The sequence below is a fragment of the Saccharospirillum impatiens DSM 12546 genome (genome assembly GCF_000423605.1).
In the GTDB taxonomy this organism is placed as follows: Bacteria; Pseudomonadota; Gammaproteobacteria; order Pseudomonadales; family Natronospirillaceae; genus Saccharospirillum; species Saccharospirillum impatiens.
The window spans coordinates 1-14885 of the sequence record NZ_AUIH01000039.1; the positions used below are offsets into that span (position 1 = coordinate 1).

Below are 14885 nucleotides of genomic sequence, written 5' to 3' on the forward strand. Positions count from 1 at the left end.
GGTCCTGATACAGCTGCCAAGGCTGCTCTTGGTTCACCCGGCTGAAGCTGCTGCGGGAAATGACTCTGATGCCGATGTGAAAGAGCTTGTTCCTTTGGACTTTAAGGTTTTCGACGACGTCGCGAATGCTTGATCGGCCAGTGACCTGCAGTGTCAACAGCAGGACGAACTGATCAAAGCGAGAGAACTTCCGGAATTTCTGGCCTGTGTGATGCGTTCTCGCCAGTCGGTCAAACTCCGACTTTGAAACAAGTTTTAGAAATTGGGCGACGATTGTATTAACATGGGCCATGGGCTTAGATTTCCAGGTTAGTAACGTTTGTTGTGGTGACATAATTTTACCAACTTTTTGATTTCTAAGCCCTTTTTATTTCCCTAACTGTGGGACAGCAGTGAGGGCAAATATTTTCACTCCCTGATGATGTATCAGCTGATGGGCGTCAACGGTGCGTTTCTAACCGGCGATATATTCAACCTCTTCGTCTTCTTTGAAGTACTGCTCATTGCCTCCTACGCCTTGCTGATACACGGCGGCGGCAAGCAAAAAACCCAGGCGAACGTTCACTACATCGTACTGAACCTGATCGGCTCTGCGTTCTTTCTGTTCGCACTCGGCATGCTCTACGGCACGCTCGGCACCCTGAACATGGCACAAATGTCGACTCGCATTGCCAGCCTGACCCCCGGCGCCAGCATACTGGCTGAAGCCGGTGCCCTGTTGCTGCTGGTTGTCTTCGGTTTAAAAGCCGCGATGATGCCCCTGCATTTCTGGTTGCCCAAAGCTTATGCCTCGGCCAGTGCCCCGGTCGCGGCCATGTTTGCCATCATGACCAAGGTGGGGATCTACAGTATTTTTCGGGTACACACCGTGGTGTTCGGTGAACAGGCCGGGGACCTGGCCTTTGTGGCTATCCCCTGGATCTGGCCACTGGCCCTGCTGACACTGGCAATAGGTGCGGTAGGCGTTCTGGCGGCGCCGACTCTGCGCACACTGGTCGCCAACCTGATCCTGATTTCCGCTGGCACCTTGCTGATTGCCGTTGTGTTGCTCAATACCCAGGCCGTCATCGGCGGACTTTACTATCTGGTGCACACCACCCTGGTAACCGGGGCTCTGTTTCTACTGGCCGATCTGATTGCCCAGCAACGCGGTCAGGCATCCGATCGCTTCGTTGTCTCCCGGCCGATGAAGCAGGCGCCTCTGCTCGGACTGTTATTTTTCATCGGTGCTGTCACGGTCGCCGGTTTACCGCCGCTGTCCGGTTTTGTTGGCAAGGCACTGTTGCTGCAGGCGGCTGAAACTCCCGCGGAGATGGGGTGGGTATGGTCGACCATACTGCTCAGCAGCCTGGCCGTGATTGTTGCACTGTCCAGAGCCGGCACAAACCTGTTCTGGCATGTGTCCGGCACCAAAACGGGCACCGAAAACGCCCAGCCGATTCAGCTCATTGCCATTGCCTTGCTGCTGCTTGCTTCACCGGCACTGGTTATACTGGGTGGTCCCGCTACCGAGTTTGCCGAGGCGGCGGCCCTGCAAATGCAACAAATGTACCCCGCCGTCCAGACCCTGATCGCGGAGAGCCAGCCATGAGACGCCTGTTTCCGTTTCCCTACCTGAGTTTACTGCTGCTAATTACCTGGCTGCTGATGAACAACAGCGTGTCGCCCGGCCAGATTCTGCTGGGCGGAATCCTGGCGCTGGTCATTCCGCTGGGCACTGCATCCATGCGCAAAACCCAGCCAACGCTGAAAAAGCCCTTTCTGGCGGTCAAATACTTGCTGATGTTGATGGGTGACATCATTGTCTCCAATATTGAAGTCGCCATTCAGGTTCTGGGACCGGTGCGCAACATCACGCCCGGGTTCATCGCCGTACCACTCGACATTTCTCAGGACTTGCCCATTACCCTGCTCGCCAGCAGCATTTCGCTCACACCGGGCACCGTCAGCCTGGAGGTGTCGGAAGACAAACAATGGCTCTATGTTCACGTGCTGAACCTGGTTGACGAAGCCGGCACCATTGCCAACATCAAACAACGCTATGAGTCACCGCTCAGGGAGATTTTCGGATGCTGACCCTTGTCGTACTGATCAGTTGCACTTTTGTCGGTGTCGGGCTGTTGTTGAACCTGTGGCGATTGCTCAAAGGGCCGAGCGTACTCGACCGGGTGCTGGCGCTCGATACCATGTACATCAACAGCATCGCCCTGATCGTTTTACTCGGCCTGTACTTTGGCTCGCCTCTGTATTTTGAGGGCGCCTTGCTCATTGCCATGCTGGGTTTTGTCAGCACGGCTGCCCTGTGCAAGTATCTCGTGCGCGGTGACTTAATCGAATAACGCCCGGCGGCCTATGCCGCCGGTCAACCTTTTGTGGAGTTGTTCAATGAACCTGTTTGTAGAATGGCTGGTCATCATCCTGTTGTTGCTGGGTGCCTTTTTCCTGATGGTCGGTTCCATTGGTCTGGCCAAACTGCCTGATTTTTACACCCGCTTGCATGCCCCAACCAAAGCCTCGACGCTGGGTATTGGCGCTGTGCTGATTGCTTCAACGTTGTTTTTCAGTGTGAACCAGGATGGCATCAGCGTGAAGGAACTGGTGATCACCCTGTTTCTGTTCATCACCGCACCGATCACCGCCCACATGATGGGCAAGGCGGCAATGCACAAGGAAAAACCGGCGCTCGAGCGCACACAGAACCGGCACTTGCAGGATCCTGCCCGCCATCGCCAGCCGCCGACGTAATCTACCGGTCGTCAAAGATCAGTCCATCCTGCAGCGGTGCACCTACCGCTGGTAAAACTGAGTGTCTGCTCACAAATCCAACACAAACTTGAGGTTTCCCCTGAGTCTTTGCTCAAGTTGATTTGACACCCTTCCCGCTCACTGCTTTTCTTGCCCATGCACTTAACGTTGTCGCGATCCGGAATCGTGAAGTGGCTTGGGTGTCCCGTATTGTGTTGCTGTCTGCGTGGACAAGGAACATCCACTGGTGCATGTGCACCAGCATAGGGACGGGCTCACTGATGTCTGATGCTTCAGCCAGCGCTTCACCGCAAGCAACCCCGACAACGGGTGACCACAGACTGGTCATTTGCTCCATTGGACGGGCGACTCCAGCCTCGGCAAAATCCATCGCAATCGGGCTGGGTGTTTCGGTCCAAAGCGTACTCAGCGCCATTTACCAGGCACCGTCGACTCTGGTTGACAAGGTGTCGCCGGAAGTCGCCGAACAGCTGCAGTCATTGCTGACAAGCCTCGGTTTCGAAACACGAATCGACCCCTGCAGCCACCCCCTCACACCGGCAAACGAACTCATTGATATTGCCGGCTACATCACCGACGTCCGGGCTTACGATCACATCCTCAGTGCATTGGCGCAGTTTCTGGGCACCACCCCGGAAGAATCCGCCCGCCTGCTCAACACACCTCCGGGCATTATTCTTGGCTCTGTCAGCCAGGCCACTCTGGCTGCATTGCGAGAGCGTCTTGGAACCGGCATAGAGTTGATCGAATCCAACCCCCAGACCGCCCGCTACAGTGTATTTATGACCGACAACGGCACCGGGCAATCACGCAGAACCAGCCTTGAACTGCGCCGCCGGGGTTACCAGCCTATCGCTGACCAGGGGTGTGTACTCATCGATCTTGATAAACCCCGGGCCGACGCCCTCTGGTCTGCGTTTCAAAAGGCAAATACCCTGAGAGTCATCAATCAGGACTTCCTGAGATACAACCTGGTATTAACCGGGCCTGGTGATGGCGCCACCCCCGGAGCCTGTCATGTCCTTCAGGAGCAAGCGGGAATACCTGAACACATCATTCCAAAACTGTTTACCAACACGCCCATCACCCTGATCGAAGCACTGCCCAGCAAAACCCTGGAATCCACCCTGCTGGCGTTGACCAAAGCCGGACTCAGCGTTCGCGCCGACCTGATCAGTTTCATGCCGCTGGGCTTGTCCATCACGCATACCCGGGAACCCAGGCAACTGAGGCAAACACTGCACTCTCTGGGTTTGATCGATTCAAGCCGCACCTTACCCGCCTTGCCCTTCAAACTGCCCTACGCCCTGCCAGAGCTTCAGGCCCGCGTGGTACGCAGTGTGCTCGAAGCAACCGGAACATCAACAGAACTGGTCGAGGTTGCATCATGATGCAGGCCCAAAAAACACAGACTGACAAACCCTCGATCCCGGACACCCATGCTTACCACCTTGGCGTGGCAGAAGCGGGAAAATGTTGCGCACTCAGAGGCGATCATGCCGAAGCCCTGCGTCATTATCGTGAAGCCATCAAACTGGCTGTTTCTGCACGTGCTCCCGAAGTTTTTTTCAGGCACTACAGTCAGTGCGTGCTGGAAAGTCTCGAGTTAACCGGCAGCTATCAGGAGGTGCTGGATTACTGCGAAAAAGCGGACCAGTACTATCAAACACTCGAACAAGACGCTGGCACTCAACGTCAGGTTCACGCCCGGGACCATGGCAGCATTCTCGAACGCCAGGGGCTGATACATGCCAAGCTTGGCGACCGTCAGTCTGCATTTGAGAGTCTGGAAAAAGCCCGCCGTCTCGCCGGTCAAAACACTCTGGGCCTGACCGAGCAGGTCATCGGATGGCTGCAGCGCGGCCTCCACCCTGATCTGGCACGACTGACAGACGCTCAACGAAAACACCATTACTTCAGCGTACGCCCCGACCAGGTCGACGCTCGCCGCGCGCACCCGTTACCGGCCGCAGCAGGCTCGGGTCGAAGTCCTATTCGTTCGCGCAAGTCCTTACTGTAACAAGTGGGTTAAAAAGGCTTCCTGCCTTTTTAACCTAAAGGGAAAGCAAAGGCCTGGCCGTCTTTGATTTCATCGGAACATCCGAATTTTCGGACCAATTGTTCCGGTCACAGGCTGATGACATCAAGAGAATGTCAACCGCCTGTTGATCGACTGATCATCCCGCCCAAGGGCGGTCTGGAGGTAGGCAATGGCAGACTATGATGGACTGACACCCGGCCAGGTACTGGCAGATGCCAGTGTCGCCGAATTTATCAAGACACTGGGGCTGTCTATTGCCGAAGCACAACAGGCACTGGATGAAAACTCGGTAGAACAGATCGGCGAGTTTATTACGCCCCGGGAAGGCCTGGGTGGGCGTACGTTACTCGACCTCGGTTTGTCGCCTGCCTTCTATCACTATCAACACGCAGACATCTCATGCTCTTTACAGCTGAGTTTGCGGGTCGAAAAAGACCTCAGTGTCGGGTTAAATCTGAACGGTTCATTCAACGACACTGAAACGTCCAATAGTGATCAGTCGGAATCCAGTGAAAGCACCGAAAGTGGTTCAAGCAACGTCTCACGGGAACGCACGGCGGAAATCAGCGTGCAAACCTCCAGCACCGGTGCCCTGACTCTGGGCGGCCGGAATTTCCCGATCAGCGGTGACGACCCCCTGGCACGCATTCGTGCTCTGCAGGAAGCGGTTACGTCAGATACCGGGGCCGGTGTGCCCCGATTGCTGTACCAACACCCCGATCGCGCCTTCACAATCGACACCGATGCCGAACCGGAGAAAGTCACGACAACCGACCGGACCGTTGCGTTCAAAGGGGGCGGCTTTGATCGCTGTGTCATTCAAATCGATGCCAACAGTGCAACCGACTACGCCTTCAATGGCACCACCACCGTCACCACCACCGCCCAGGCATCACTGCAAGCCTACGCCGATCACGTTAAAACCGACGTTGAAGCGGCAGGGTACACCGCGACGCTTTACGCCCCCAGTGTTCCGATTGCCACGACCCATTTCAAAACCGGCAAGCATCACCTGGAAACCTTTGACGTCAATGGCACCACCTTTAACGACGACATGATTCAAAGCCTCGGCTACCTGGCGCAATTTGCGCGTGAGCACAACCTGGATCTCGACGTCGAAGGCTTTGCCGACGCCCAACCCTATCGCAATCAGCCAGCCTCCGCATCAGACCAAAGCAACATCGACCTGGGCAACCGGCGGGCTGACGAAATCATCCGGCTGTTGGTCGGCCAGGGGATGCCAGCCAACAAAGTAGCGCGGAAAACGTCTAGGGGGTCGGCCGACGCCCGCACTGCCGGCGGTACACCAGACAACGTGGCTTTTCGCAAAGCCCAAGTCCGGATCAGGAATCGTGCGGTCTATTACTTGCTGGTTCGCTCCCCTAATTCGAGCCTGACCATCGACAGTGTAACGCCCGACAAAACCACACCCGGCACCAGTGGCAACGGTTTTGCCTGGCTGTATCGTCCTCAACCGTTGTCGCTGTCCGGTAAGAAAGTCACCATCGAAGGGACCGACTTCCCATTCTCGGGTGGTTCGGTCGCAGGTCATGCCGCTGGTAGCCCATCGGCCTATGCTGAGAACCTGAAGACCGACATCAATGCCAACGGCAGTGTCGACTTCAGCGCTTCGGCCGAAGCCAATGTGGTGACCATTTTTGGCAAGAGTACGCCGTTCCGGCTGACACTGGTTTCCTCGGAAGAGCGTTCCATTCAAATCAGTGGCACCGAAGGCATTACCGTCACCCGACAATTCTCCCGTACCGAATCATCGAGCCTTACCCGGCAAAACACCGGCAATCGGGCAGTTGCAGTAGGCGCATCGCTGGACGTGCGGTTTTCCCGTCAGTTTGAAATGAACGTAACCGGCAATTCTTCCATTTCAGCCCGGCTGGTTTCCATACCCGCACCCCCGGAGTTTTTGGAAACCATTAAAACCTTTTTGGCACAAAACGATTGAAGGCCCATGAAACCATTCACCAGGAGCATCAGTCATGAGTGAGGTACCAGCGGTTACCCGCTCGTTAATGTCGGCCCCGTTGCCGCAGATCATCGAGAAGCTGGGCGTTGCCATTGCCCAGGCTCAGTTGGCGCTGGACAAGAACTCCATCGAGATTGCCCAGTCACTGGCCGAGTCTGAAGTCGAGATCGGCGACACCACCTACAACTTGTTGTCGCTGGGTTTTGTGCCCAGCTTTTACGCCTTCACCGAGGCCACAGTCGAAGCCAAACTCAGCTTCAGCATGACAGAAAGCACCGAGACATCCGTCAATGTCGGGGTTCAGGTCGGCGTTCAATACGGCGTCTTTATGGCCGCCGCGTCGGTCGATGTTGGCTATGCCCGCAAGTTCTCGGTTTCGGCGGAAGGCATGTCATCGATTGCCGCGCGGCTGGTGTCACTGCCCGCACCCGAAACGTTTTTACTGTTATTAAAACAGCTATACCAGCAAGACATTTGATCACCCGGAACTGAACAGTCAGCCAGAGGAGAACGGCAATGGCGATAGGACAGGAACTGCTGAACGTACCCATGGGCGATATGATCCGGCAAATGGCCTTCGCCATTGCTGATGGTCAGTATCAACTCGATGAAAACTCGATCAACGTCGCCGAAATGATGGGTGGCCTGACCACGGTGTATGACGAACGGGGCGAGGTCAGCTTTGACGACAGCCGGGTGTTTTTCGGCTACGAATACATGACCATCAAAGAGGCTCGCGCGTTCGCACTGACCGACGATGCCCTGTCGGGAACGCTCGGTGACGATGCCATCAAGCTGTCGGAAGTCCTCGAACCTCTGACCAAAGCCCCCGATGGCACGGAACTGGATGACAACACCGAGATTCGGGTACCCGTCCGGCATTCCATGATGGAACTGGGCTTTGTGCCGACCTTCTATCAGTTCGTCGATACCATCATCGAAGTAAAAATCGCCATCAAGATAACCCGTGAACGCGAGTTTACCCACACCCGAAGCAATAAAACGACCGACCGCGCCAACGCCTACAAACGCAAGCGGTCGTTCTGGGGCACGTCGAAATCCGCAGGCTCGGAAAGCAAGGTATCAACCAGCCAGGTCGATGCCACCTATTCCAGCAAATACTCCTACACCGCTGAAGGGGCGTCCATTCTACGAACCAAAATTGTTCCGGTACCGCCGCCGACGGTACTGGAAGACAGAATCCGCTCGTTCATGGAATCCGAAGAAGCCCGGCGTGAGGCCAACCTCGAAGTCCGGCGTCGTGACCTGGGTCTGGATACCGACGACGATGCGTAAATTCACACGCGCTTGTTGCAGCAAACAGGCAGAGGGTTGAGCCATGTCTATTGGCACTGAAATGCAAAACACGCCCTTCCCCGAGATGGTTCGCACGCTCGGGATTGGCATCGCAGAAGCTCAGTATGAGCTCGACCTGGTGTCGTTGAAGATCGCCCGAATGATGGCCGGCTACGCACCCGATCCGGAACCGGAAAACGGCGAACCGGCGCCCGCGCCAACGACACCACCAGAACGAAACATGCTGGTAAAGCTGGGAGACGGCAACGAATACTCGCTGTTGGAGCTGGGTTTTGTGCCCACGTTTTATCAGTTTGTCGACACCCTGATCGAGCTGAAACTGTCGATTTCGATGTCCCGGGAAACCAACATAAAGCGATCATCCACCAACGTGAATGCGTCGGTCAGCGGCAAGGTCGGCTTTTTTTCAGCCTCCGCCAAAATGAGCGTCAGCTCTGTCTCGGCCAGCTATTCGTCAAAATACCAGTACTCGGCAGAAGGGTCGTCGCTAATGCGTACCAAGCTGGTGCCAGTGCCTGCACCCGCGATTCTGGAGGAGCGGATCCGGTCGATGATCGCCAGCACGCTGACTGTAGCCGACGAAGACTGAGCCATGACCCGACGAACCTGGCGCGATCTGGAACAAGACTCGAACCCGACCACCCGGGGGCCATCAGCCCAGGGGCCAGACAACATTGCCGCGATCAGCCAGCGCAACCCCTCTGATCTGGCCGCAGCCACCCAACTGGCACCCAACAGTGGGCTCAACCAGTTACTGGCACAACGCAACGCCCTGGAAGCCAAGCTGCGCGGACTCACCGGCGAAGCCGAACAAGACGCGGCGATCAGCCAGCGCTTCCCGGTCGCCAGTTTTGCCGAACGGCGCCAACAGGAGCAAGCCTGGGCCGCCCAGCGCGCGGCGGTGCGCCAACGCCAGCAACAAGGTGTGCATCCATCGCCGCCTGGCCAGCCCCGCGGCAGTCTTCCAGCATCGCCACTGGAGGGCCGTATGGACGCCGGAATGGCAGGGCGCAGTGGTTTGAGCCAGGGTGCTGACAACCGCTTTGCAACCGCCAACCGCCAGGCACGTTCAGGTTTGCGCCGTATTGGCGAAGCACTGACGCCACCACAATCGATCAGCCAGCCTTTAGGCGACGTGCGGCAATCGGTAGACGGCGCACGCGATCAACTGCGCGACCTCGACCAGCAGCTTGCCAGCGAAGGCGTCTCAGACCGGGAGCGGGCCGAGATACGCGACACCCTGCAAGGCGACCGCCTCGATAAGACCAGCGCGGTTCTGAACCGCGCTCAATCGGCGCTGGATGCACCAAAGCGAGCCGTTGACCGGGTTGAATCAGGTTGGCTGGCGCGTGAACAACAACTGACAGGCGCCATGGATCGTTTCTCCCGGTATGCCGACCGTCGCGAGCAACGGTTGTCAGTCGACAGGGGTGGCTCCGGCGACTTGTTCGAACGCATGCAGGCAAACCGCCAGCGCGCCCTGGCGCGACGACGCGAACAACAGCAGGCCGAACAACGCGATCAGCGTCGGCGCGAGCGAGCCCTGGCCAACCAGCGTGAACGATCGCGGGAAAGCGACAATGCCTGAGCAGCCCGGGCATGACTGTGCCCCGGTTGACGGGGTACATGCATTATATGAGGTTAAGAAATGAGCGAAGGAAATTTCATTGCTGACACACTGGAAAGCATTCTGGTGGGCATGGCCGAAAGCCTGCGCGAAGCCCAGGAAGAGCTAAACAGCATCGCCCCGCTAGACGGCTATGGCCGCCCCGCTCCCCAATACCGTATCCCGCACCTGGATTTCGAAGTCGGCTTTCAGCTCACATCCGAAACCCGAACCGATGGCGGAATCAGACTGTTTTTTGCGCCCGCCAAAAGTGGGGAAACCTCCAAAGAAGTCACCAGTCGCATTACCGGACGGTTCATTGCTGTGCCGCCGGGTGAAGGCATGCCGGTTCCCAGACTGACTGCCGAAATCCAATCTACCGGCAACCGCCGGACCGTTACACTGGCCGCTACCACCAGCGCCGGTGAAGTGCTCACCGGTGCCGACATTGAATTGAACCTCGACCGGGACGCCTCCCTCGGTTTGTCTGCTGCAGCCGGCGTCAGTTCACCCCGCCTGTCCGCGGTGTCACTGGATCGCGCCGTACTGCAGACTGATGCCTCGGGCCTGGCGGTCGCTGAAGTGCAACTCGGTGGCTCCCTGCAAACCGCTGCTGTGGTCGTATTGGTTGCAGAGCTGGGGTTTGAGACCCTGCGCCTGGTCATCGGCAAGGAGATCGCCTGATGGGTAAAGTGGTCGCAACCGTTCACCTGCTGACCGACGAAGGCAAAGTCGCTGCGGGTCATACCCTGAGTCTGGAAGCCTATCACCTGAAAAACCGTCGCTGGCAAGCCGTTGCCAGAACCAAGACCGATGCGCAAGGCATGGCCACGCTGACCAGTGCCGCCACTGTGGTCAGCGAGACCATGGCCCCGGCATTGCGGTTGACCGAAGCCGGTTCGCCAGCACCCCGTGTTCTGGCGCATGGCGGCCTGACCCAATACGACACCCGACAACAGACGCTGTTTCTCGACTTTGGCAACATCGAACGTCTCGAGGAAACGGCGCACCGGTTGCAGCACACCGACAGCCGGTTCGCCCGCACCAATGAATCGGTTTCCGGCGCTCCGGTGGCTCCGCAAATCTCGGCGCTGGCGATGAACCGGCTGGTCATGGCCAACCCAACGCTGACCGCCAATCTGACCCGTGTTGACCTCGCCGGCGAGCGGATAAAGCCTCAGGCTGAGGCGACCGGAGTGACACTTGACCCCGCCGTCACCGCCACCTTGCTCAACACCAAGGAGATCGACACGCTCAAGGCCCGGGAGCTGCAGTTGAATGCTCAGTTACTGGACAAGAGCCGTGAATTCACGCTCACGACCGACAAGCTCACTACGGCCACCAGTCGCATTGGCACGCTTGAAGCCAACCTGACGCAAACCGCCGCCGAGAAAGACGCACTGGCAAAAAAAGTAGCCACCCTGGAAGCCAACACCCGAACACCGGCGTCCATCGATACCGTATTGCTGGGCCTGGGGACCAAGGTCAGCAGCTCCAATGACCGCATGAAATCTCAAGCCTTGCCGTATCGGCTGGGTAACGTAAAAATCGACCTGCGTGGCTCGGTATCGCCAGATGGGGAATCCATCGTCATGGGTGATTCCGCTGGCGGTGTCAGCACAGAACTGATCAGTGACGACGCCCGCACTGAAGAGGCCCGGGTCACGGTGCCCGCCGTCGTCGGTCTGACCGAGAGCGCAGCAAGGCGCGTACTGCGCTCGGTCGGCCTGCGCATGACGACAGCGCATCAACAACTGGCAGCAGGCAGCGGCGTACCCGGCCAGGCACTCAGCCAACACCCGGCCGCCAGCAGCGAAGCGGCGCATGGCAGTTCGGTGTTGGTGGTATTCGGTGAAAGCACTGCGGAGGCGCAATAATGTTGAAACGCTCCGCCCACTTCAATCTTTTGGAGTCGGGATAGCAACCAAGCAAGTGACAGGTGCCGGGTATGACTATCCGGGGTAGTTCGCAGCAGGGATGCTGCGGTCTAGGCCCTATGGATGGGTTCACGCCGCGCGATGTGTCGCACCACCCGGATAATCATTCCCGGCGGCTGGCACGACCTCCTGGCACACTCTTAAAGTTGAACCGCAAAACAGGACCCTCAAAAATGAAGAACTTGCGTTCACTGGTACAGGATGTGGTCGCATCACCTCTGGGTGATGTGATCGCCTCGGTTGGCGAAGGCGTGGCCAGCGCACAACAGGCGCTCGATGAAGGGTCGCTGGCGGCGGTGCTGGATCTGTACGCCGAAAGCGATGACGCCAAAATGAAACTGCTGCAAGACATCGGCTACCGGCCTACTTTTTACGCACTGCCCGATACCACCGGGGAAGTACGCGTAACGCTGCGGCTGGGTCAGGGAGCTGCCGGCGCCTCATCGGCCACAGCGGTTAAAAAAACCACGGTTCCCTCCGTTCGGGCGACCCTGGGGCGTCAGGGGTTGAACACCAGCCGCAAACTCTATGCCTCGCCGGTCGACGCCGGTTACACCAATCAATATGGGTTCAGTGCCGATGTCAGCGCCAAACTGACCTTCCGCATCGTGCCCATTCCACCGCCAGACGGGGTCGATGAACTGCGTCTGGTACCGAATGTGGTGCAAGACGCTGAGGGGAACCGTCGCAGTCTGGCGATTGCCCGGTCTGCGCTGGAACAACTGGGCCTGACCGCCATAGTGGCCAGCGGTGACACGGAAGTGGACGAAAACCGCCTGGTCGCGAGCCAGGACCCGGCGGCCGACAGCATCGCCCGGGCTGGTGACGAGGTTATCCTGACGCTGGAGGAGTGACTATCGACACCTTGTGACAGGCGGAATGCCCCTCATGTTGTGGGCATCATTCACTGAATTCGCTCACGGAGATCCCAGTGACCGCCTATTCGATACTCGATTTATCCCCCGTCAATCAGGGCAGCACCGCCCGTGAAGCTCTGCATCGCTCCAGGGCGCTGGCGCAACACGCCGAAAAAGCCGGCTATAACCGCTTCTGGATGGCCGAACACCACAACATGCCCGGCATTGCCAGCGCCGCTACCTCGGTCGCTCTGGGTTTTGTCGCCGAAGGCACTGAGCGCATACGCATCGGCGCCGGCGGGGTCATGTTGCCCAATCACGCGCCGCTGACCATTGCCGAGCAGTTCGGCACCCTGGCGGCCCTCTACCCTGATCGGGTGGATCTGGGCCTTGGCCGTGCACCCGGCACCGACGGCGCCACCATGAGAGCCCTGCGCCGCAACCCGATGAACGCCGCCGATACCTTCCCCGACGACGTTCAGGAGCTGCTGCACTACTTCGAACCGGTACAGCCTGGCCAGACGGTGCAGGCCGTACCCGGTGCTGGCCTGAGGGTACCGGTCTGGCTGCTCGGCTCCAGCCTGTACAGCGCACAGCTGGCCGCCGCGCTGGGCTTGCCATTTGCGTTTGCCTCGCACTTTGCACCCGATCACCTCGATCAGGCACTGGCGATTTACCGCGAACGGTTCAAACCCTCGCAATACCTCGACGCTCCCTACGCCATGGCCGCCGTCAACGTCTTTGCCGCTGATACCGAACACCAGGCCCGGGTTCTGAAAACCTCGGTCGAACAGCAGTTTATGGCCCTGCGCCGTGGCACGCCCGGCCCGTTGAAACCACCGGTTGAACCCGATCAGGTGGGCAGCCCGATCGAACGCGCTCAGGTTGATCACGCCCTGGCAGAATCGGCGGTGGGCACATCGGGTCAGGTAGAAGCCTGGTTGCGTCGGTTTATCGATCGTACCGGGGTCGACGAAATCATCTTTACCGGTCAGATGTTCGACGACCAGGCTCGCTTCAAATCGTTCGATATCGCCGCTGATGCCATGCGAGCCATCGAAGCCAGCCAAGTTGCCGTATAACCGAATACGTTATTGAAGGAAGACACAATTATGTCCCATGACACGACCATTGACCCAAATCAGACCGTCCTGGTCACCGGCGCGACAGGCTATGTCGCCGGCTGGCTGGTTAAAAACCTGCTGGACGCCGGGCTGACCGTGCACGCCGCCGTGCGCGACCCCGACAACAGCGATAAAGTCGCCCATCTACTGGCGCTGGCCGACAGCGCACCGGGCACCCTGAAGCTGTTCAAAGCCGATCTTCTGGACGCGGGCAGCTATTCCGAGGCCATGGCCGGTTGCACCGTGGTTTTCCATACTGCATCGCCTTTTATTCTGACGTTCGATGACGCCCAGAAAGACCTGATTGAACCCGCCCGTCAGGGCACCCTGAACGTGCTCGACAGCGTCAATAAGACAGACAGCGTTAAACGGGTGGTCCTGACCAGCAGTTGCGCGGCTATTTATGGCGACAACATCGACTTGCAGACCTCGGGCAAGAAAGCACTGGATGAGACCGACTGGAACACCACCTCCTCACTCACCCACCAGCCGTACTCCTATTCCAAAACCCTGGCAGAAAAAGCCGCATGGGAAACCGTTGAACAGCAGTCACGCTGGGACCTGGTGACCATTAACCCGTCGCTCGTCCTCGGCCCGGGTATTAACCCGCGCAGTACATCGGCGTCACTGGGCATGTTCAAGCAATTCGCCAGCGGTAAATTGAAGGCCGGCGTGCCGGCTTTCTACATTGCTGCGGTGGATGTCCGTGAAGTGGCCGATGCCCATGTCACCGCTGCGTTCAAACCCGAGGCCCGGGGTCGCTACATTCTCTCCGGTCACGACACCAGTTTCATTGAGTTTGCCGACATATTGCGCAACCAGTTTGGCAACGACTATGGTTTCCCCCAGCGCATTCTGCCCAAGCCTTTGGTTTGGCTTGTTGGCCCGTTGGCCGATAAATCGATGACCCGGGCCATGGTCAGCCGCAATGTGGGCCACCCGATCCGCTTTGATCACACCAAAAGTGAGCAGGAACTGGGCATTCACTATCGCCCGCTGAAAGATTCCATTGCTGATTTTTTCAATCAGCTTCAGGACAGCGGCCAAATTCCCAAAGCGAAGCACTGATCCGGGCGTGACGACATCTAGCAGGCCACTGAAATTCGCAGAATGTCAGTGGCCTGCTACTTGCACACGTGGGCCAACAATTCAAACATTCCGGCGCAATCGATGACGGATAAGGCATTGATTTCGGGGGGACAGTCAAACGTCACAGGTGTCGAATGTCGTGTTTTGAAAAAGGCAGGGTACCTGTT

The 14885-nt window shown here is 57.9% G+C and carries 17 protein-coding genes; 16 read left to right on the forward strand and 1 reads right to left on the reverse strand.

Going from position 1 to position 14885, the window contains the following annotated elements:
• Positions 1-292 (reverse strand): DUF4372 domain-containing protein (locus tag G565_RS24470; RefSeq protein ID WP_037339765.1); only part of this gene is annotated, 292 nt, incomplete at its 3' end.
• 87 nt (positions 293-379) lie between these two features.
• Here G565_RS24470 and G565_RS24475 point away from each other — a divergent pair.
• The 16 genes from G565_RS24475 (at position 380) to G565_RS0115955 (ending at position 14697) form a co-directional block, all read left to right on the forward strand.
• Positions 380-1591, forward strand: a complete 1212-nt coding sequence (locus G565_RS24475) for a monovalent cation/H+ antiporter subunit D (protein ID WP_342662979.1) — start codon at positions 380-382, stop codon at positions 1589-1591.
• Complete coding sequence (locus G565_RS0115885) at positions 1588-2076, forward strand: Na+/H+ antiporter subunit E (RefSeq protein WP_028671777.1); 489 nt, start codon at positions 1588-1590, stop codon at positions 2074-2076. The genes G565_RS24475 and G565_RS0115885 overlap by 4 nt, the downstream gene beginning before the upstream one ends.
• On the forward strand, positions 2070-2339 hold the full coding sequence (locus G565_RS0115890; protein ID WP_028671778.1) for a K+/H+ antiporter subunit F: 270 nt from the start codon (positions 2070-2072) through the stop codon (positions 2337-2339). The genes G565_RS0115885 and G565_RS0115890 overlap by 7 nt, the downstream gene beginning before the upstream one ends.
• Before the next feature lie 46 nt (positions 2340-2385).
• On the forward strand, positions 2386-2745 hold the full coding sequence (locus tag G565_RS0115895; protein ID WP_028671779.1) for a Na+/H+ antiporter subunit G: 360 nt from the start codon (positions 2386-2388) through the stop codon (positions 2743-2745).
• Positions 2746-3026: 281 nt separating this feature from the next.
• Complete coding sequence (locus tag G565_RS0115900; protein ID WP_028671780.1) at positions 3027-4157, forward strand: hypothetical protein; 1131 nt, start codon at positions 3027-3029, stop codon at positions 4155-4157.
• On the forward strand, positions 4154-4786 hold the full coding sequence (locus G565_RS24480; protein ID WP_211227196.1) for a hypothetical protein: 633 nt from the start codon (positions 4154-4156) through the stop codon (positions 4784-4786). Before G565_RS0115900 ends, G565_RS24480 begins: the two co-directional genes overlap by 4 nt.
• Before the next feature lie 190 nt (positions 4787-4976).
• Positions 4977-6767 carry an OmpA family protein gene (locus tag G565_RS0115910; protein ID WP_028671781.1) on the forward strand — a complete coding sequence of 597 codons (1791 nt, stop codon included), beginning with the start codon at positions 4977-4979 and terminating at the stop codon, positions 6765-6767.
• A gap of 34 nt (positions 6768-6801) precedes the next feature.
• A complete protein-coding gene (locus tag G565_RS0115915) occupies positions 6802-7266 on the forward strand; it encodes a hypothetical protein (protein WP_028671782.1) in 465 nt (154 codons plus the stop codon).
• 38 nt (positions 7267-7304) lie between these two features.
• Positions 7305-8084: a hypothetical protein gene (locus tag G565_RS0115920; RefSeq protein ID WP_028671783.1), complete on the forward strand. Its 780-nt coding sequence runs from the start codon at positions 7305-7307 to the stop codon at positions 8082-8084.
• 43 nt (positions 8085-8127) lie between these two features.
• Positions 8128-8694 (forward strand): hypothetical protein, encoded by a 567-nt coding sequence (locus tag G565_RS0115925; protein ID WP_028671784.1) that lies wholly within the window; start codon positions 8128-8130, stop codon positions 8692-8694.
• A gap of 3 nt (positions 8695-8697) precedes the next feature.
• Positions 8698-9693 (forward strand): hypothetical protein, encoded by a 996-nt coding sequence (locus G565_RS0115930; RefSeq protein ID WP_028671785.1) that lies wholly within the window; start codon positions 8698-8700, stop codon positions 9691-9693.
• A 60-nt stretch (positions 9694-9753) separates the two neighbouring features.
• Entirely contained in the window at positions 9754-10395 is a 642-nt protein-coding gene (locus tag G565_RS0115935) for a hypothetical protein (protein ID WP_028671786.1), read from the forward strand.
• Entirely contained in the window at positions 10395-11588 is a 1194-nt protein-coding gene (locus tag G565_RS0115940) for a PASTA domain-containing protein (RefSeq protein ID WP_028671787.1), read from the forward strand. Before G565_RS0115935 ends, G565_RS0115940 begins: the two co-directional genes overlap by 1 nt.
• A gap of 233 nt (positions 11589-11821) precedes the next feature.
• Entirely contained in the window at positions 11822-12502 is a 681-nt protein-coding gene (locus G565_RS0115945) for a PASTA domain-containing protein (RefSeq protein WP_028671788.1), read from the forward strand.
• Between the two features lie 77 nt (positions 12503-12579).
• Positions 12580-13587, forward strand: a complete 1008-nt coding sequence (locus G565_RS0115950; RefSeq protein WP_037339772.1) for an LLM class flavin-dependent oxidoreductase — start codon at positions 12580-12582, stop codon at positions 13585-13587.
• 30 nt (positions 13588-13617) lie between these two features.
• A complete protein-coding gene (locus G565_RS0115955) occupies positions 13618-14697 on the forward strand; it encodes an SDR family oxidoreductase (RefSeq protein WP_028671790.1) in 1080 nt (359 codons plus the stop codon).
• Positions 14698-14885: the final 188 nt, after the last annotated feature.